18 protein-coding genes and 1 pseudogene are annotated in these 19,318 nt (G+C 36.4%); 14 read left to right on the plus strand and 5 right to left on the minus strand.

Annotated elements, in window-relative coordinates; all coding sequences use genetic code 11:
* Positions 1–136 precede the first annotated feature (136 nt).
* From QNH48_RS15270 to QNH48_RS15290, 5 genes are all read left to right on the plus strand, one after another.
* Positions 137–1,468 (plus strand): NfeD family protein, encoded by a 1,332-nt coding sequence (locus QNH48_RS15270; protein ID WP_481858419.1) that lies wholly within the window; start codon positions 137–139, stop codon positions 1,466–1,468.
* Positions 1,469–1,547: 79 nt separating this feature from the next.
* Complete coding sequence (locus QNH48_RS15275; protein ID WP_283950948.1) at positions 1,548–1,709, plus strand: DUF1028 domain-containing protein; 162 nt, start codon at positions 1,548–1,550, stop codon at positions 1,707–1,709.
* Positions 1,710–1,950: 241 nt separating this feature from the next.
* Positions 1,951–2,517 carry a dihydrofolate reductase family protein gene (locus tag QNH48_RS15280; protein WP_283950949.1) on the plus strand — a complete coding sequence of 189 codons (567 nt, stop codon included), beginning with the start codon at positions 1,951–1,953 and terminating at the stop codon, positions 2,515–2,517.
* Between the two features lie 42 nt (positions 2,518–2,559).
* Complete coding sequence (locus QNH48_RS15285; RefSeq protein WP_283950950.1) at positions 2,560–3,009, plus strand: DinB family protein; 450 nt, start codon at positions 2,560–2,562, stop codon at positions 3,007–3,009.
* A gap of 316 nt (positions 3,010–3,325) precedes the next feature.
* The gene (locus QNH48_RS15290; RefSeq protein ID WP_283950951.1) at positions 3,326–4,819 is read left to right on the plus strand and encodes an RNA-guided endonuclease InsQ/TnpB family protein; all 1,494 of its coding nucleotides are present in this window, start codon (positions 3,326–3,328) and stop codon (positions 4,817–4,819) included.
* Positions 4,820–4,895: 76 nt separating this feature from the next.
* Here QNH48_RS15290 and QNH48_RS15295 read toward each other — a convergent pair whose 3' ends face one another.
* The gene (locus QNH48_RS15295; RefSeq protein ID WP_283950952.1) at positions 4,896–5,456 is read right to left on the minus strand and encodes a CBO0543 family protein; all 561 of its coding nucleotides are present in this window, start codon (positions 5,454–5,456) and stop codon (positions 4,896–4,898) included.
* A gap of 233 nt (positions 5,457–5,689) precedes the next feature.
* Between QNH48_RS15295 and QNH48_RS15300 the strand changes: the two genes are divergently transcribed.
* Positions 5,690–5,959: a hypothetical protein gene (locus QNH48_RS15300; RefSeq protein ID WP_283950953.1), complete on the plus strand. Its 270-nt coding sequence runs from the start codon at positions 5,690–5,692 to the stop codon at positions 5,957–5,959.
* A 200-nt stretch (positions 5,960–6,159) separates the two neighbouring features.
* Entirely contained in the window at positions 6,160–6,714 is a 555-nt protein-coding gene (locus QNH48_RS15305; protein ID WP_283950954.1) for a DUF3231 family protein, read from the plus strand.
* 322 nt (positions 6,715–7,036) lie between these two features.
* On the opposite strand, the pseudogene QNH48_RS15310 reads toward QNH48_RS15305, so the two are convergent.
* A pseudogene (locus QNH48_RS15310) lies at positions 7,037–7,702 on the minus strand (VanW family protein).
* A 192-nt stretch (positions 7,703–7,894) separates the two neighbouring features.
* Between QNH48_RS15310 and QNH48_RS15315 the strand changes: the two are divergent.
* The 5 genes from QNH48_RS15315 (at position 7,895) to QNH48_RS15335 (ending at position 11,989) form a co-directional block, all read left to right on the plus strand.
* Positions 7,895–8,185: a DUF5316 domain-containing protein gene (locus QNH48_RS15315; protein WP_283950955.1), complete on the plus strand. Its 291-nt coding sequence runs from the start codon at positions 7,895–7,897 to the stop codon at positions 8,183–8,185.
* 183 nt (positions 8,186–8,368) lie between these two features.
* The gene (locus QNH48_RS15320) at positions 8,369–8,794 is read left to right on the plus strand and encodes a hypothetical protein (RefSeq protein WP_283950956.1); all 426 of its coding nucleotides are present in this window, start codon (positions 8,369–8,371) and stop codon (positions 8,792–8,794) included.
* Between the two features lie 396 nt (positions 8,795–9,190).
* Positions 9,191–9,724, plus strand: a complete 534-nt coding sequence (locus QNH48_RS15325) for a GNAT family N-acetyltransferase (protein WP_283950957.1) — start codon at positions 9,191–9,193, stop codon at positions 9,722–9,724.
* Positions 9,725–10,134: 410 nt separating this feature from the next.
* Positions 10,135–11,142 carry a DUF3231 family protein gene (locus QNH48_RS15330; protein ID WP_283950958.1) on the plus strand — a complete coding sequence of 336 codons (1,008 nt, stop codon included), beginning with the start codon at positions 10,135–10,137 and terminating at the stop codon, positions 11,140–11,142.
* A 616-nt stretch (positions 11,143–11,758) separates the two neighbouring features.
* Entirely contained in the window at positions 11,759–11,989 is a 231-nt protein-coding gene (locus QNH48_RS15335; protein ID WP_283950959.1) for a hypothetical protein, read from the plus strand.
* A 119-nt stretch (positions 11,990–12,108) separates the two neighbouring features.
* Here QNH48_RS15335 and ppsA read toward each other — a convergent pair whose 3' ends face one another.
* Both ppsA and QNH48_RS15345 read right to left on the minus strand, forming a co-directional pair.
* The gene (ppsA, locus tag QNH48_RS15340; RefSeq protein ID WP_283950960.1) at positions 12,109–14,691 is read right to left on the minus strand and encodes a phosphoenolpyruvate synthase; all 2,583 of its coding nucleotides are present in this window, start codon (positions 14,689–14,691) and stop codon (positions 12,109–12,111) included.
* A 549-nt stretch (positions 14,692–15,240) separates the two neighbouring features.
* Entirely contained in the window at positions 15,241–16,134 is an 894-nt protein-coding gene (locus tag QNH48_RS15345; protein ID WP_283955783.1) for a LysR family transcriptional regulator, read from the minus strand.
* Between the two features lie 124 nt (positions 16,135–16,258).
* Here QNH48_RS15345 and QNH48_RS15350 point away from each other — a divergent pair, with 124 nt between their 5' ends.
* Complete coding sequence (locus QNH48_RS15350; protein ID WP_283950961.1) at positions 16,259–17,203, plus strand: DMT family transporter; 945 nt, start codon at positions 16,259–16,261, stop codon at positions 17,201–17,203.
* Between the two features lie 140 nt (positions 17,204–17,343).
* On the opposite strand, the gene QNH48_RS15355 is transcribed toward QNH48_RS15350, so the two are convergent.
* The gene (locus QNH48_RS15355) at positions 17,344–17,811 is read right to left on the minus strand and encodes a low molecular weight protein-tyrosine-phosphatase (RefSeq protein ID WP_283950962.1); all 468 of its coding nucleotides are present in this window, start codon (positions 17,809–17,811) and stop codon (positions 17,344–17,346) included.
* 299 nt (positions 17,812–18,110) lie between these two features.
* Between QNH48_RS15355 and QNH48_RS15360 the strand changes: the two genes are divergently transcribed.
* The gene (locus QNH48_RS15360) at positions 18,111–19,220 is read left to right on the plus strand and encodes an FtsZ/tubulin family protein (RefSeq protein ID WP_283950963.1); all 1,110 of its coding nucleotides are present in this window, start codon (positions 18,111–18,113) and stop codon (positions 19,218–19,220) included.
* Positions 19,221–19,318: the final 98 nt, after the last annotated feature.

The following is a 19,318-nucleotide window of genomic DNA, read 5'->3' on the forward strand; positions in this document are numbered from 1 at the left end:
TAAACCAGTAAAATAAATAAATGGTAGTGCCCTGTTAGTTGCTTCTATATAGCAGGGCATGTCCTGTATAGTAAGAAAAGGAGCTTATGGGAGTAATCGTTTTAATATGGACACTTCAAGAAGGGAGCGAAAAGGAGTGAATCGACTTCGGATCATTGCTTGTTTTTTATTGATATTTGGCTTTATGCTTATGCTGCTCCCAGTGGACAGTTCCGCGAAAGGGGAAGTTGTCTATGTTGTACAGATTGAAAAAACAGTTGAAAAGGGATTGCACGCCTTTTTGAAAAGAGCCGTTGAAACCGCTGAGAATGAAAATGCGGACGTTATTATTTTTGAGATTAATACCCCTGGAGGAGCAGTTGATGCTGCTGCAGATATTGGCAAGCTGCTTACTTCCACGAATATCAAGACAGTAGCTTTTATTAATAACCGAGCGTTATCCGCTGGTGCCTATATTTCATTAAATATGGATGAAATCTACATGGTAAAAGGAGCAACGATGGGAGCGGCTGCTATCATTGACCAGAATGGTAATACAGCTGGAAAGAAAGCGGAATCCTATTGGTTTGCCGAAATGAAAAACGCGGCAATGCATGCCGACCGGGATCCAATTTATGCCCTGGCGATGGCCGATGAAAATGTTGATTTACCAGAGTATGGAGCCGAAAAAGGGAAATTATTAACATTAACCTCCGAACAGGCTGTAGAGGTTAAATACGCTGAAGGAATTGTTAGCAATCTTGATGAACTGCTTGAAATACTCGGATATACCGAAGCGGATGTACGACCTCTTGAACTAAGCATGGCAGAAAAAATTGCCCGCTTTATCACAAATCCATTTGTTTATTCGATTTTACTAACGATTGGCATCGTTGGTCTCGTATTGGAATTATTCTCACCAGGTTTCGGTGTTTTCGGGTTTACCGGAATTTCAGCATTGCTGCTGTTTTTTTATGGACATCTCGTCGCGGGACTTACGGGATATGAAACCCTTATTCTATTTATTATCGGGATTGTCCTGATATTATTGGAGTTTTTTATATCGGGTGGTATTGTAGGAATCCTTGGTTTTGCAGCAATTATTTCCAGTTTATTTTTGGCAGCAGATAACGTGGTTCATATGGGAATATCCCTGCTTATGGCCATTGTTGTTTCCATCTTGGTATCTATTTTAATGATTAAGGTCTTTGGTAAAAAAATGCAACTCTTTAAAAAGCTCATTTTAACAGAATCCACGAATATAGAAAGCGGTTATATCGCTAATAAAAGCCGTTTAGAATTAATCGGACTGGTGGGGTATACGTTAACAGTGCTGCGTCCATCTGGTACCATAGTCATTGAAGACGAAAGGCTAGACGCTGTAAGCGAAGGTGGATATATTGGCAAAGGATCCAAAGTAAAAGTGATGAGGGCAGAAGGGGCACGAATTATTGTAAGAGAAATACCAAATTTGGACAAGGAGGGATGATTGCTATTTCCCTTTTCCATGTCTTCCTTAACCTTTAGGTATAATGAATAATCCTTAGAACAAAGAAAAAGATTTTCAAATGGGTGGTGAGATGGACCAAGAGCGTTCGATGGGTCTTCTCATATTTACAGATGAACCATTTCCTTATGTTGACTTAAGAGTGGACTATAGTGATAATCCTCTTGATGAATTAAAGAAACTATGGAGGTATACTTTCCTATGGCAGAAGATTATAAGGTAAGGGTAGTTTTCCACCTGTTGCTCCTTCATATGGAGTAAAAGGAGAATGAAAAATCTAATTACAAAAAATCATTCCTTTGTTTTTTATTGGGAATGATTTTTAATTCCCGTTTATTAACACTTCTAATTATCCTAAATTAAAATCTCTTACTATTTCAATTAATGCCTATGTTGAATGCATTTACATAAAATCTCAATAAACTTAAGATGCAATATTTAAATAACGAATAGGAGGCCGAACGATGTCGATAGAGGTAAAGCCCAGAAAAATAATATTAGATTTAGCTGTTACGTTAGATGGTTTTATTGAAGGAAAAAATGGAGAAGTAGATTGGTGCATAATGGATCCGGACATGGGGTTCATTGATTTCCTACATCAAATTGATACCATTTTATATGGAAGAAAGAGCTATGAGTTATGGGGTACATATACTCCAGAAACAGAAGTGACGGAAACGGAAAAAGAATTGTGGGATATAGTACATAGTAAACAAAAATATGTTTTTTCCAGAACGCAAAAGGGGACAAATGATAAAGCTATATTTATCAATGATCAGATACTTGAAGAAGTCAATACATTAAAGAATAAGCCTGGTAAAGACATCTGGCTATATGGTGGAGCAAGTCTTATTACTACTTTTATTAAATTAGGGCTTGTGGATGAATTTAGACTATCTGTTCATCCTGTTGTTTTGGGAGAAGGAAAACCGTTGTTTATTGATTTAAAAGAGAGAGTAAATTTAAAATTGGTTGACACCAAATCCTTCTCATCAGGCGTTGTCCAGCTAATCTATCATTTGAGGTATTAATTATTTTACGCCAATACATTTTAGATAAGGGATGGTGTTTTTTTGGAAACAATCCAATCGATGTTTAAGCATGTACATTGGGCAAATCAACGAATTCTTGAAACCTTACAAAACGGTGCAGTGGAGAACAAACAGGCGAATAATCTATTCTCCCATATTCTGCATGCGGAAAACGTTTGGTTTACTAGAATAAAAGGAAACGATAGTTCACAATTACCGATTTGGGAAGAAGTCGGTTTAGATACGTGTGTTGAACTGGTTAAGCAAAATAATCATAATTTTACAGGATTTCTTTCAAATCTAGCCAATAGTGAACTTGATCAATTAGTGTCCTATAAAAATAGTAAAGGTACAGAGTTTCATAATTCCATCAGGGAAATCTTAACTCATGTTGCTCTTCATGGTCAGTACCATCGAGGACAGATTAATCAACTTCTAAGAATAGCAGACCTTGAACCAATTAATGTTGACTTTATAACTTTTAAAAGATGATGTGTAGTTTTAGCAAAATGAAAAGCACATAAGAGGCATTGTTTATTACCGATGCCTCTAAACTTACCAAGTATTATTTTTGTATTGTTTCTACATTCGTTGTTTATAAGAAGCAAAATATGCTTCCTTAAAATGGGGAATTAGTTATATGAACTTATTTATCAAAAAGCAGCGTAAAACCCCTAGCTTTAGACATGGGGATATAAGCTGTATTTATTTGGGATAAAGTCAGAGCTCTTGCTATACTTTCTATAAAACTATTGGTATAATAAAAGTAAGGATAGAACGTATGTTCCTTCCGAGGGAGGTGAACGTAATGTATAGTGCCTATAAAATACAAATACATCCAGACCATAAATTGTTCGATTACTGTGATTTTCTATGTTTTAAAGCGAAAAATTTGTACAACTTAACCAATTACTATATTAGACAGGTTTACACGGCGCTAAAAAAAGAAACGAGAAATGAAAATCAACTTCATGTTCTAAGGGATATTGAAACAAATTTACCTAAAATGAATGAGATTCGTCAGAAAAGCTATGAAATAGCAAAGATAAAACCTAAGAAAGTAGATAAAAGCGGCAAATTAATTGATGTAAAGTTGAAGCCATTTGAGATGCCCCATCATGAAAAGTCATTTATTGGATATGGCTTTGTAGAAGCCTTATTTAAAGTAATGAAACAAGTAGATTACACTTCTATGCCCTCCCAATCCAATCAACAAACAATGAAAAAAGTATATGATGATTGGAAAAGTTTCTTTGAAGCCTCTAAGAAATATAATATCAATCCTGCGAGCTTTTCCGGTAAGCCAAAGATTCCAAAATATAAACAGAAAAATGGAAGAACCACTTGTTATTTAACCAATCAAATAGCAACAATCAAAGAAGGAAATGTTCTTAAATTACCTGGAACCCATCTGCAGTTAAACTTAGGGAAGGTGGCCCGATCCGAGGGAAAACTGCAACAGGTTCGAATTGTCCCTTCCTATGGCCATTATGTAGTGGAAGTCATTTTTAAAGGTACACAAGGCAGGGAAATCCATCGCACTGAAAAGCAATTTAATGAATTGGTATTTGAACCTAAACGAGTAATGGGTATTGATTTGGGCGTTAATAACTTGGCAACTATCGTCGATAACACAGGGCTAAAGCCTCTGCTTATCAAGGGCACAAGGTTAAAATCAATCAATCAATACTATAACAAATTAAAGGGCAAATACATGAGTATTATTCGAAATGGTAAAGGTCCAAAAGAAGGGATATTTACTACTAACCGAATGATATCGTTACATCGGAAAAGAAATAATCGAGTCATGGATTTTTTGCATAAAGCTAGCGCAAAAGTAGTGGAAATTGCTCTAGAAAGAAACATCGATACCATTATCATCGGAAGGAATGTAGGCTGGAAATTGGAGGCTGATATGCAAAAAGCAAATAAACAGACCTTCATCCAAATTCCATATACGACTTTCATAGAAATGATTCGATACAAAGCCGAGCGAAAAGGTGTTCAAGTCATTGATAGGGACGAAAGCTACACTTCCAAGTCCAGTTTCTTGAACCATGACCCCATACCGACATACGGAGAAGAACACCAAACTATTTTTAGTGGGTATCGAAGCACTAGGGCTTTTTACAAAATTAAGGGCTCAAAAGTTCTAATCCATGCAGATGTAAATGGCGCCTTTAATATCGTTCGAAAACATGTAAAGAATGCCTTTGAAGGACTTGAAAAAAATCAATTCCTTCAAGCTCCACAAAAAATCATCATAAAAAATAGACATGCAAAGCTGAAGGCTTCGGCCTGATGTACTAGCGGGACTTGTGGTAGCCCACGTAAAGACAATGGTGCTTTTTAAGACTATTCTTTCGAAACCCCTAGATTTATCTATGGGGATACTCATAGCTCTCAATCTTTGTTACCGAATAAGCTGCATAGTAAAGAGTTAAAAAAATAATAAAATCATATACAGTGGACCAATTCTTAGGGTTGTAAAAGTCGATTGCATTAAAGAAATTCATTCCTCCAAATGCCGCAATTGTAGAAAATAAGATACCCTTTAACAAGGTATTCATTTTTGGTTTTATTTGTAGAGCTAACATTACCGCAACCGGTGCTAAAGAAAAGTGATAGGGTAAAAATAGAAAAGGTGCTAGAGGGATGATTACCATTGGGTATGACCAGAGCCCTAAAGATAAGGCAACAAGATCGATTGTAAGTGATAATATAATAGTCAATAAGCCGCCTAAAAGGAGACGTCCCGTGCTATCTTTCTTCCTGAGCCTAAACCAAACAATCCATGGAACAATAAATAGTGCGAGACCAAACCACCATTGCCATGTAAAGAGAAATTCTTCCGTTACTGTTTTTGCAAATAAAGAACTGATCTCAGTGAACTGGTTATAAGCTTTTTCTGATTGAGCGAGCCCCTTCTCATATGCCATTTTCATTACACCTCCAAAAAAATAGTAATAATATATTTTTTTCAGTTAAGTAATAAATTATGCAATGGTGTTTCTTAAGAAAAACAGGAGCCTCCCCCCTTATAGGAGATGCTGCGGCAACTCCTTTCCTTTTTAATCTAAAAGGGCAAGATAGTTGAATAAGGGTGGGGCATTTGGTCTAACTTTTAGGGGAAATTATACTATTGAATATATCTTCTAAAGGAGACGATTTTATGATATTTGAGATTATTGCAGGACTGCTTGGAAGTATCGGACAAGATGACTCATTAAATACAAAGAAAATAGATAATCATATTGAAGAATTAAGAAAAAATAACTGGTTTAATAAGTTATACGATGATGAAAAGTATCATCGTTTGTTCTTCGTAAATAAGCCAGTAAGGAAGTTTTTGCAAAGTACCTTTCTAACTAAAAGACTTATAAACAATCCTAATACACAAAACACCTTTAAATCTCTTCTTGATAAGCAACTAAGGAAATAATCCTTATTACGCTAACGAAGCAGGTTAATAAGATTTACCTGATAAATGATTTCAAGAAATTAGACAATTACCCAAGATAATATGCCTTTGTAATTTGCTTAGTGTACAAAAATACCAAAATGATGGCGGTACCCCCTGAATAAAAAATCTTATCATACAAAGAATATGTATAGTTTACTACCAGATCAGGAGGGAGTCGCATGGAAAATATAATAGAAACAATCATGGATGCCATGAAATCACTGACAACTCAAGATGATGACCAACCTCTTCATGTCGGAGAAGTAATGGCATGCTGGATTTACTTAGCTGGACTTGAATTAGCCAAAGTATCTGTTCAAGCAGGTATAAATACCACATCGGATGATGAACTAAAAGCAATACTTGAAGAAGATATGAAACTAGGGACCAGTCAAAGGGAAAGACTTCATGATTTCATGATTAAGGAAGGAATTACATTACCTCCTGCCCCTGAAGATATGCCAAAATCAGACCCTAACAGTATTCCTCTTGGAGTTAAATTAACGGATGATGTGATTGCAAACGAATTATCTTTAAAAATCGTTAGTTTAATTATGCGTGCTGCTGGTGCTGCTTCCGAGTCAATTCGTACAGATGTTGGATTAATGTTTATTCAGTTTCAAGCGGAAAAATTTGCCTTCGCTTCTAGGTTAAAACATTTAATGCGAAAACGCGGATGGATTAAGGTACCACCGTTTTACGTTCCACATGGTTCCCACCAACCATTAAGTTAGAGGTAGCGACTATTACATGGTAACTATGATCCTGTCATTTGCTCAAAGCAAAAAGATAGAGTTATGAAATTGAAAAATAGACAGAAAGATATTTTCAAAAAAAGTGGGCATTTTCCAAGAATTGTAGAACCTGAGAAAAACTTAAAAGAAGTATTAAGTTTCATGTATAAATAATGAATCTATTTGTTAAGCAAACGCGTGCTTTCCTTAAAGATCTGGCTGCCAAAAAAGCAGCCTTTTTTTGAGCTAACGAAGCAGTTAATTAAAGAAGAAAAACCCTAGCCCCTTCATTATGGAAACGATAAATCCCCAAAGTATATCTTTACTTAGGGGGATGTTGTTCATAGGGAAGGTACGGAACTTCCTTAGGTGTAAATGTGATTACATCAGAAGAGTAAATTTCAATTTTTATTTTGTTTTCTAATGGTTCTGCAAGAATGAGTATAGGCTGATTGTATTCATTTTTAAAGATTAAATCAGGTCCATCCCAACTAACGGTGGCATCCCTCTTTGATGGAACGTATGAAACCTCCCTACTGTGTGAATAACGCTAAACAACTTTTAAACCTGCATTATCAACTGCATTAAATAGGGTAGAGGATACTTGACAAATCCCACCGCCAAAGTCTTCTGAAAGTTCCCCATTAACGATTACGGTAGCAGGCATATATCCTTTTCCTGCTGTTCTTTTTCCAACCACTTTATTAAAAGAAAATATTTCACCTGGAAATAGAATATCATTATCAATGGCTTTTGCTGTAAGAAAATTATTCTTGTTTCTTTCTTTGTTATTTAAATTGAAGAATATTATATATTCGCCAATTTTTTCCGCTCTAATATTTCCAAGTAATTCACTGTCGACCCTTGGATGTATGGCTAGTAAGGAGACTTCTAATTTAGTTGAATCTCTATTATATGTAATTACAGCTGTACTTTTAATACCCTCAATTCTGAAATGGAATCCATTTGCAGCAAAAATTTGAAGAATTGTACTTAACTACTGGTTGTCTTCCTTAAATATCTGGTTGCAATCTAGTTTGCTTTTTTCTTAATGAACTATCGAAGCAGGTTATGTAAAAAAGTTAAGAGGGAATTTTGTATTTATAAAATTCTGAAAATGTTATAATTAAAAATGTAACTAATTGGAATTTAACAAAAAACCCATAAGGGTGTGCTAATTATGAAGAAATTAATTATTGGACTTAGTATCGTGGTGATCGCTTTTCTAATTTCAATGTTTTCAAGCAATCACACTTTATTATATAAAATCACAGGGGCTGTCGGAATTATCTCACTGATATTAGGTGCTTTGTTATCTGGAGCGTTCTTGGATGGGGATAGGTTAGGAAGAAATTTACAATCTGAATCAAAAGAAGATAGAAAACAAAGATTTTCACAAACTAATTCTATATTGTTAATAGGACTACCAAATTTATTAATTGCAGCGTTTTGCTTTTTTCTTATGAAATAAATGAATAATAGTTACCAATTCCCCCATTGTTTGTTAAACTCTAGGGTATAAGAGTTTAAAGAAAATGATCGCTGCGGCGGTCTTTTTTCTTTTTGTACTACCGGGCAGATTACTTTAAGAATGATTATAATTAAATAAGAAACTTAACTCAGAGGTGTTGTTGTTTCTTAAGTAAGGAGGTATATGATGAAGTTTTTTATAAAGTTAAATACTATTTGTGCCTTATACGCTATAGCGTTGTTTATAGCAATCGAACTCATAATAAATGTATCTCATATTTCTACGTTAACTGGCTGGGAATGGGATAATGTTTACTTAGTAATTGCTGCTATTAATGTTATTGGACTTTTACTTTGGACAATTTTATTCATTTACTTAACAAAAAAATGGACTATAGGTAGAAAATACAGCTATTTGTCACTCGTTTTGTGGGCACCATATTTTATTCTTTTTTTCTCCTTTTTCCCTGTTGTTTTTCCTATTAATGCAGGAATAACACTTTTTCCGAGATTTAACCTTCTGATTTATGGGTCTGTCATTCTGTATCCTGTTTACATATTATTTATTAATCAATATGCTTCACCTCTAATTACAAATTATGAGGAATAAGGCGTTAATAATGAAGGTCACTTTTTGCACCTAATTCATCTCGCTTATTGAACTAATTGGTGCTTTAACACAGTAACGGATAAAATTAATAAGCCTAAATACATGCAAGTTTTTATGCACAACTTGCATATTTTGGCTTTTATTTTAATCAATAAACATGCTCCAATATATCCAGCATTTTTTATTTACAAATACACCTAGAGGTTCCAAGATAAGAACTTAATCCTTTATCGTGGATATATATAAACAAAGATAAAAGGTGCACCATACGAAGGTTTTGTTGCTGATACTGTATATAAGGTGCAGTTTTGTGCAATAAGGAATTCAGTTTATAAAGGGATTTTTACCGTTTAAAAAGAATAGTTAGTTGTTGAAATAAAAAAAGGGGGAGATTAAATGTTTCCTATATTAGAGACAGACAGGCTAGTATTAAGAGAAATAAAAAAAGAAGATGCAGAAGGCATTTTCGATTGTTTTTCTAACGACGAGGTAACACGTTTTTATGGACAAGAAACATTAGAGAGTATAGAACAAGCAGAGAAATTTGTTGATTTTTTTTCAAAAAATTACAATGAAAAAAAAGGCATACGCTGGGGGATTGAAAGAAAAGGAACCAAAGGTATAATTGGAACAATTGGCTTTAATGCTTGGATGCCTAAACATAAACGAGCAGAAATAGGGTACGAAATCCATCCAGAGCATTGGAGGAAAGGATATACTTCGGAAGCAGTATCTAAAGTTCTTTCATATGGCTTTAATCTTATGAATTTAACTCGCATAGGTGCTGTTGTATTTATTGATAATGAAGCATCTAACAATTTGCTACTTAAAATTGGTTTTCAAAAAGAGGGAGTTTTGAGGGACTATATGTATCAAAATGGTGTAGCACACGATACATACGTCTACTCATTACTTAAAAATAGCAAGTAGTTAACATTATTAACCGGTTCGATAGTGAAGTAAGCTGTAATACCATAGCGATATTTAAGTAATAACATTTTTTTTAGGGATGTTGTTAGCTTACTATATTTATTCACGAGTGTCGTTTGGTTTTTTCTCAACCTTCTATTTTTTACGTTGGGGAATTATTGCACTAGTAACAAATACCTTGATGTTAAGATGTAGACACAAAAATTGTGAAGAAATATACTTAAACTACAGGGTGCTTTAGCGAAGAAGGAGCTGTCTAATTGGCAGCTTCTTCTTATTGTGCTAAGAGGGCAGAATACTTAAATTATATGAATCAGGAGTGTGTTTAAACAACTCCTTTTCTCTTTTAATACATTACAAGCCATATTTACGGCAATAATAAAAAAAATATGTGATGGGGTTGAAAATTTATGGTAGAACACTCACCCAAAATAACATCTGCTGAAATTTCGATGTTATGGAGTACCTATATTGGTGACACCATGTCTACTTGTGTTCTAAAACATTTTTTACATACTTGCGAAGATCAGGATGTTATACCTATTATTAAACTTGCTCTTAGTTATTCGTTAGAACATGTGGCTCAAATATCGGATTTATTTACAGAAGAAGGTATTCCTCTTCCTAATGGATTTGGAGACCAGGATGTGAATTTGCAAGCAAAGAAACTCTTTTCCGATGTAACATATTTGCGATACTTGCTTCATATGGGGAGAACGGGATTGAATTCCTTCAGTTTGGCTAAGTCAGTTTCTGCCCGTAAAGATGTCCGTAATTTATTCAAACAGTTTTCAAATCAAACAGAAACGTTGTATGACCATAATGTAGAATTAATGCAGGAAAAAGGGATTTTTATCCGAGCTCCTTATATTTCTTATCCTGATAAAGTTGAGTATGTAACTGAGAAAAAATTCCTTGGTGGTCTAGTAGGTCATCGCCGACCGCTCCTGGGAGTAGAAATTGCCCATTTAGGTGTTAATATCGAAGTGGCAAATGTCGCGAAAACCATGCTTTTAGGATTTAGTCAAGTCGCTCAGTCCAAAAAAATTAGCGATTACTTTAAAGAAGGATATGACTTAGGAAAGAAAATGGTGGAAGATTTTATGATAAAACTAAAGGAAGACGATAATTCTTACCCCTCTACATGGGATTCTACTATTACAAATAGCACTGACCCACCGTTTTCCGATAAGTTAATGTTATATCATACGAATGTACAAAGTGCCATTGGTATTGGAGATTTTGGACTTGCCATTGCAGCATCATTACGAAAGGATTTAACGGTCAATTATGAAGGTTATATTCTTAGAGTAGGGACCTATGCTGTGGAAGGTGCAAAACTCTTAATTGATCATGGATGGTTTGAAAAACCTCCCCAATCCATTGATAGAGAATCACTTAGAAATCAAAATAAATAATGAAAGGGGAGCATTAACCACAATTATTTTATGTTCTTAATAAAATGAGGCAATGAAGTAGGAAGATTTATTGAATAGGCTGTGTTAAAGGAAACTGTTGATTTTAGAGCTATGTTGATTTGTGCGGAAGGCGCGAGACTCCTCGAAAATGCTATCGCATTTTCTTCGTGCGTGGGCAGATTCGAGGATGTAAATCAATGTCCTGCAGGAGGACGGGACAGGGGAGACCCCGCTCATCTCTTAGCGCCGAGGAGGCTTCCCGAGCCGCCTGGGGAAAGCGAAGAGCCTGGAGCACAAATCAACAGCCTAATTTAACACAGCCATTGAATAAAAAAGGAGTGCCGGCACCAACCAGTTAGATTGGTGCTGGGCACTCTTTTTTCTATTACTTTTTGGTTTTTACCTAACAGCATTGATCATAACATTGATTTGTATTTGCACTCAAATCAATGCTATCAGACAAAGTAGATTCATTGTTATGAAATCAGTTTGTAAGGAATATAATCTAATACAATTGTAAAACAAGTTGTTGATAGAAATAAGTTGAATATCTTTTGCTAAATAGGTTTGTAGAGAATTTAGATAAGCGTGCTTGTAAACAGGGGAGGGAATGAATTTGGATAGGATAAGATATAACCAATTGAAGGCTTTTGTACAATTGGATTATAAAGGAAGACATGATGATATTCCTCAATTCCATTTTCATAGAGAAGATTTAAAATGGTTATTTGAAATGGCCGAAAAAGCAGAGAGTTATGAACGATCATTAAGAACAATTGCACAAGATATGAATGGGAAGGAATCAACTGAATTAATTGAATTCGCAGGTAAGGCATTAAGAAATTAGAGGTATTGTTGCCACTTCAAGGTTTAAACTGAAACAAAACATGCATCATTTCTATTAGCAGCACCGCTCTTGGTAACCCCAGGAGCGGTGCTGCTTTTTAAATCCAACGTATTCAAAAGTTACACTATTTCGATATACCCATCTGTTCCATTCACGCGAATCCGCTGCCCGTCTCTTATCAGTTTGGTGGCATTTTCCACCCCAACAACTGCTGGTAATCCATATTCACGTGCGATAACGGCTCCATGGGTCATCAGTCCGCCAACTTCAGTGACTAGACCTTTTATAGATACAAATAATGGTGTCCAGCCAGGGTCAGTAAAGGAGGTGACTAAGATATCTCCATCTTCTAAATCAGCATCTTCCATGTTTAAGATCACACGTGCCCGACCCTCTATTACTCCGGAAGAAACAGGCAGGCCTACGATCGCATTGTCTGGGAGATTTTCTCGTTTGTACTGACCCGTTATAATTTCACCATCAGAGGTGATGACACGTGGGGGAGTTAATTTCTCATAAAATTTGTATTCATCTTTTCGTTTGGTGATAATTTGATAATCCAGTTTGTTTGTCCTTATGACTTCATGAAGCTCTTCAAAAGTGAGATAGTAGATATCTTCTTTTTCAGGTATAAGTTTGGCTTGTACGAGTTGTTTGGCCTCTTTCAGTAAGGCCTTTTTATATACGAAGTAGCGATTAATCATTCCGTATTTTGGATATTCACGATATCCGATGGAATTCCGTAGTAGACGAATCATTTGTTTTGCTTCTACGGCTTTTTGTTCACCATCCGGTAATTGCTTCAATCGATGTACTAACTCTTGTTCCTTTTTCAATGCAACTTGCAGCCCTTGCTCAAATTTTCGTTTGCCAGCACCAGGCTCATATGTTTTGATGTTACCCAGAATCAACGGGACAAGTGTAGTGGGTTTTTCACTCCACCGTGTTTTCGTCAAATCGATTTCTCCTGCACATCGCATTCCGTATTTGTTGAGATACGCGATTATTGCATCTTGGGTTTCCTGTCCACCATCAAACTTGACCAAATCATCCAAAAAATTATCATCTTTTACCTGCTGTAAATAAGCAATTACTTCCGGGTAAAGGCGGATCACATCGGCGACATCCAATAGCGCCAGACCCATTTCCGAAGTAATATTGTTAGGTACAGATAAAGAAAGCGTGTCTGCTGCGTTTTTTTCTCCTAACCACTCGTTCATTTTTCCATTAATCCATGAGGAAGTATTAAAAGCAGCCTTAATCACAGCTGAACTTTGTGGGTCAAATAAGATCTTCTTTAATTGCTGAATATCATCTAGAATAAAATCAAATAAATCCGAGCCTGATTTCATTTGGATGTTTTGTTTTAACTCATCTATTGATGTTTGATTTCTCTTAATTAAATCAGAAACGATGGTCGGAATGTTTTCGATTTCTGCCAGCATATTTGTATTGTTTCTGCTTGGACTCGGTGCTTTAATATCATTTGATACTGATTTCATGAAATCTCCGCGCTCTAAGACGGTCATAAGCGCGTCTTTTATGAGCGGATCGTATTGACCCAAGGTATTTACTACCATTTCTAGCATAGGTGTCACATCAACAAACAACCTACCACCAGCTGTACGCATGGGTGCAGGAGTCGTTAACAGGTAAAAAGACAATCCCAATGGACTCATGGGGTCGGTCATCATTTGTTGATGGCCAACAGATACATAGACGTGATTTTCTTGATCATTTGCTTTTGGAATGGGGTATAAAGTAGTGATGGGACGGCTCTGGACAATATAAAATGTATCATCAACCAAACACCATTCGATATCTTGTGGTGAGCCAAAATAAGCTTCGATCTGTCTTCCGATGTGTGCTAGTTGTAAAACTTGTTGATCCGTAAGTGTTTGAGTGCTTTGCTGATCAGGATTGATCGGTTGAGTCACTACACCGCCTTCTTTTAATCCATTGATAGCCAATTTCTTGGTTGTTATCCTCTTATCGACGATTTTACCTTCCTTTACTTTATAACAATCGGGAGAGACCAAGCCAGAGACCAATGCTTCGCCGAGCCCAAAACTGGCATCGATGGATAGCAGCTTTCGGTTTGACGTTATCGGGTCAGCGGTAAATAATACACCTGATACCTGTGGGAATACCATTCTTTGAATGATGACGGATAAAGAAACTTGACTGTGGTCAAATCCTTTTTGCATACGGTAGATGACAGCGCGATCGGTAAATAGGGAAGCCCAGCACTTGCTGATATGCTGCAAGATTTCTTCTTTTCCGATGATATTTAAATAGGTGTCTTGTTGGCCAGCAAAAGAGGCATGTGGTAAATCTTCTGCAGTCGCGCTCGAACGCACGGCATAAGCATGTTCAAAGCCAAGCTGGGAGAGATAGTGAGTAACTGCTTTCACAACATCGGAAGGAATTTCTACATCCATAAGGATTTGGCGAAGCTTCCTGCTGATATCACCAATTTGATTGCGATCCTCTACGTTAAGCAGGGTTAGTTGATCCAACAATGCATGGAACGTTTCGTTTTGTTCGATGGCTTTCTGGTATCCCAGTGTTGTCACACAAATTCCTTCTGGTACATGTAATCCTTGAATTTTTGATAATTTGCCTAAATTTAATCCTTTTCCACCAACGAGCGAAAGCTGTGTATTTTCCATTTCCTGAAAACTGAGAACCAAAGAACTCATTCTACATCTCTCCTAAGTGATCATTTTTCCTGAGTCGGACCAGTGATTCCTCCAACCAATCAAATCTAAAGTTCTATTGCATTTTAGCAGTAGTAAATCAGAATAAACAGTCTATATTGCACATTACTTATCTGTTATAATTAAATTAGGGAGAGATTTCTTTTCTAAAGGCTATGTTAAAGCTCATTATTGATTTTGGCACTCTGTTGATTTGTGCGGAAGGCGCGAGACTCCTGCAGGAGGACGGGACAGGGGAGACCCCGCAGGCGCTTTAGCGCCGAGGAGGCTTCCCGAACCGCCTGCGGAAAGCGAAGCGCCTGGAGCGCAAATCAACAGCCAAGTTTAACAGAGCCTTTCTAAAAAAAGCATGACCTTACAACAGTAATCTAATACCCCGGTTCATCCCCATGAAACTATTTTCTGAATCGAACAGACCGAGAATGTTTTAGAACAATGTGAAAGATATTAAGAAATAATTGCACAAGATAATAAACAACCCACCAATCGTCATGTTGGGAGGTATATTTTTAGGGGAAGTTTTTACCTGAATTACCTTTCTGTTTTAAAATGTGGAGGCTCATTTAACCATGATTTCAGATATTCAATGAACTTTTTCGTAGCTGGAGCTAGGGTTTTAAAAGATGTAGCCGCAATACCAATTGTACGATAATTTTCTCCCTCTAACTTAAGAGTTCGAACGTTCGTTGGAACTCGATGTAAAACCATCTCAGGAAGGATACTGATTCCCAGACCATTTCTAACCATTGAAATAATGGCTTGGTCATCTGAAAGTTCAAATTTTATATTTGGAGTAATATTGTTTTCTTTTAAAATTCGTTTTAGGTCGTTATCGCTCCCTTTTTTCGACTTGATTAGAGGCTCTTCTTTGATCATTTCAAAACTAAGCTCATTTTGTTCGGCAAGAGGGTGTTCATTAGAGAGGATACAGAGCATTCTATCTTTTTTTAAGGGAATCATTTCAAAGTTTTGCGAAGTCGGTAGAGACACAAAACCAAAATCAACCAAACCAGTTGATATCCAATGCTCGACGGCATCGTAATCCCCCTCCAGGAGTTTAACCTCGATAGTAGGGTGAGCCTCATTAAATATTTTCATGATTTCAGGGAGCCAGTGAATGGACACACTTGAAATCGTTCCAATCCGTACTGTACCGATTTCCAGCCCTTTGATATTAGCTATTTCTTGAATCATTTCTTCGTTCCACTTTAGAATTTCACGTATGTACTTTAAGAGGCGCTCCCCGTTACTGGTCAAATGGATTCCTGAGCGACCTCGATTGAGTATAGAAAATCCCCATTCTGATTCGAGGCTGGTAATGGCATGACTCACAGCAGATTGACTTAATCCTAGTATTTCACCGGCTTTCGTAAGGCTCCCTAATTCCACAACAGTACTAAATATCTCAAACTTAGCAAGAGACAGTTTGACCACTCCCTTTACATGAATTTTTTTCATGTTCATCTTCTAAAACATTCATTTTTCTAATTTTAATTTTACAATTATACTTATAAATAATCAATTCATGATAGGATAGGTGATCAGAAAAATGAATCAGAATAAATTGTCTGGGAGAGTAAATGGGATAGGATCAGACACTCAATTAAAAGCAGATTTCATGATGCTGATCGTTACTTTGATTTGGGGTTCATCTTATTTGTTTATGAAGATGGGTCTCGATTCTTTTCAAGGGTTTAATTTGATAGCATTACGATTTGGCATAGCCTTTATTTTAGCCGGAGCTGTATTTTACAAGCGTTTAATACATATTGATACTAAAACTTGTTTTTATGGATTTTTATTAGGATCAATCTTGTTCTTCATAATGTCTGTTGTTACGATCGGATTGAAATTCACATCTATCTCTAATGCAGGATTTTTATTTAGTCTTTCAGTGGTATTTGTCCCATTGTTATTAGCAATCTTTTTCAGAAAAAAACCAGAAAAAAAAGTTGTTTTTGGCGTGGGCGTCTCTATTACAGGAATTGCTCTTTTAACATTAAATAATGAATTAGCAATTAATTCCGGAGACTTCTTAATCATATTAGGTGCAGTATTTTATGCCATTTTCATCATTGTAACTGATAGGTTAACGAAAAATGTTGATTCCATCACACTGGGGATTTTACAACTCGGCTTTACTGGGGCATGGGGGTTACTATTTTCATTATTTTTCGAAAAGCCACATCTTCCTAACACAACGGAATCATGGGTTGCTATATTGGCTTTGAGCATACTTTGTAGTGCAATTGGATTTATCGGTCAAGCCTATGCACAAAACTATACCACACCAACGCACACAGGTCTTATATTTTCATTAGAACCCGTTTTCGCTGCATTATTTGCTTTTATTTTCGTAGGTGAAACACTCCCAGCCAAAGGGTATTTAGGGGCCATTCTTATCTTAATAGGTGTCTTAATGGCTAAGATCCATTTTAAAAAGCCCTTTATGAGAAAAAGATTCAATCAAACAGTTGACGGTTCTGAAGCCTAACTATCCAATGTCACAATAGTATACGGTATGCACTTGTGGATTTGAAACACTTAATGCATGGCCCGGTTAGATTTATAGTAAGAAATAAAGGCTTTGCATCATAAACAACCCACCATTCGTCATATTGGTGGGTTTGTTTATTAGTTTAAGTTTTGATCATTACGAATTTTTGCGAGTAAAGCCTGACAGCCTTCTGTAACCAGCTTATAGGTTTCTTCAAAGTCTCCTGTGTAATAAGGATCAGGAACATCTTTGTTATGTTCCGTTAGATCGAGCAGGCGGATAATTTTCGGATGCTTCGGTTTACCAGTGATCTCGAATATGTTCCTTACATTGCTCTCATCCATCCCAATGATATAGTCGAACGTTTCAAAGTCTTCCTTTGTCAATAGGCGACCGACTAGACCGTCTGCTGAAATGTTGTATTTTTTAAAGATTGCAAGTGTTCCTTTGTGCGGTGGAGAGCCAATATGCCAGGAACTTGTAGCAGCTGAATCAACGCTGACTTTGCTAGACAAATTTTCTTTTTTCAGTAAGTCACGAAACACTCCCTCAGCCATCGGTGAACGGCAAATGTTTCCCAAACACACAAATAATACATTAATCATCTAATTAAGCTCCTTTTAATCTGTTAATCTAAGTTTCTTATTCCATAACCACCATTCTAAGCATCTTATCAAAGATTGTAAAATAAAAAGGAGGAGAACAAGGCCTCCATGATTATGATAATTGAGTATGAAAATAGATATGGCTAATATAAAGGGCAGGTACCGATATTGGTCATAATCTCTCCATCACGATAGTAGAAATGGTATAGGGATTGTTTTTTCCATAACAATAATGTGGTTAAAAATTCTTCTAAATTTTCAACTGAGATAAGCTTTTAGCTTAGAAGGAGGAGTTTTGGGTGAAATCGATTGGAATCTTGGGCGTAGGTCAAGCAGGCGGGAATATTGCGGAAATTGCATCAGCCTTGAATTTTCCAACAGCTCTCATTAATACGAATCAACGAGATGGTGTTGTAAATACCCGGGTCGAAAAAAAGTTTTTTGTTCCAGGATATAATGGTGCCGGTCAAGATCGTTCATTAGGATTAAGGGCGCTTCAGGAAAACTATAAGGAGATTATTGATTTTGTTAACAGCTCCTTTAAAAACATCAATCTTCTATTAGTGGCTTTTTCAACGGACGGGGGTACGGGTTCTGGGATGAGTCCGATGCTAATTGATCTGTTAATCGATCAGTTGCCTGGTATCAAGGTCGGGGCAATCGCGGTTATCCCTGAACGAAATGTATTGGCGGGAAATCGCATTAATACCGCGGAGTGTATCGAAGAACTTTCCAATATCGAAGGCATTTCGTCTGTCTTCCTCGTTGACAATGATCAAATGCGTAAATTGAAACCACAATCCAGCAAACACGAAATTTACCTTTCTGCCAATCTTCAAGCTATAGAGTCTATTAACCATCTTCTGAAAATAACGAAGAAGAGTTCATTCTTTGGCAATTTTGATGAAACAGATCTAATGAATATCCTTGGATCCAGAGGTGTAACGATTATTTCTTCCGCTCCGATTACGGAAGCGAAAAATACCTCGGAGGTCTCAAAGAAAGTGCAGGTTTCTTGGGAGAACTCGATTTTCTGTCCAGTTGAATCGCAAGGGGTAATCCGTGCTGGACTGATTTATGAAGGGCCAGAGACCCTTTCAAAACTGATAAATGTACCATCTATCTTTGAAAGGGTGGGGGAACCGCTGCAATTATTCGAAGGAACCTATATCACAGAATCTGACCCTACCATCACAACCATTCTTGCTGGACTATCCTTCCCAACTCGCCGGATGCTCTCCGTAGAAGAATCCATAGAAAAGAATAAAGAACGATTACAGGACCTCGTAAAAAAGGAAAATACTCAAAATTACGAGTCAGGAATCCGTTGGGCCTCCAACTTAAAACTGATTAAACAAGAAAGAAAGCCAGTATCAATCACTTCCAAATTAAATAAGTATCAAAAGTAACAAATGTGAATTAAAAAATACATTGACTAATGAAATTACATTATGATTCAGTGAGCAGCCCCTATACCTAATAGTATAGTGGGCTGTTTTCATTTTTT

The organism is Neobacillus sp. YX16, from assembly GCF_030123505.1.
Classification (GTDB): Bacteria; Bacillota; Bacilli; order Bacillales; family Cytobacillaceae; genus Neobacillus.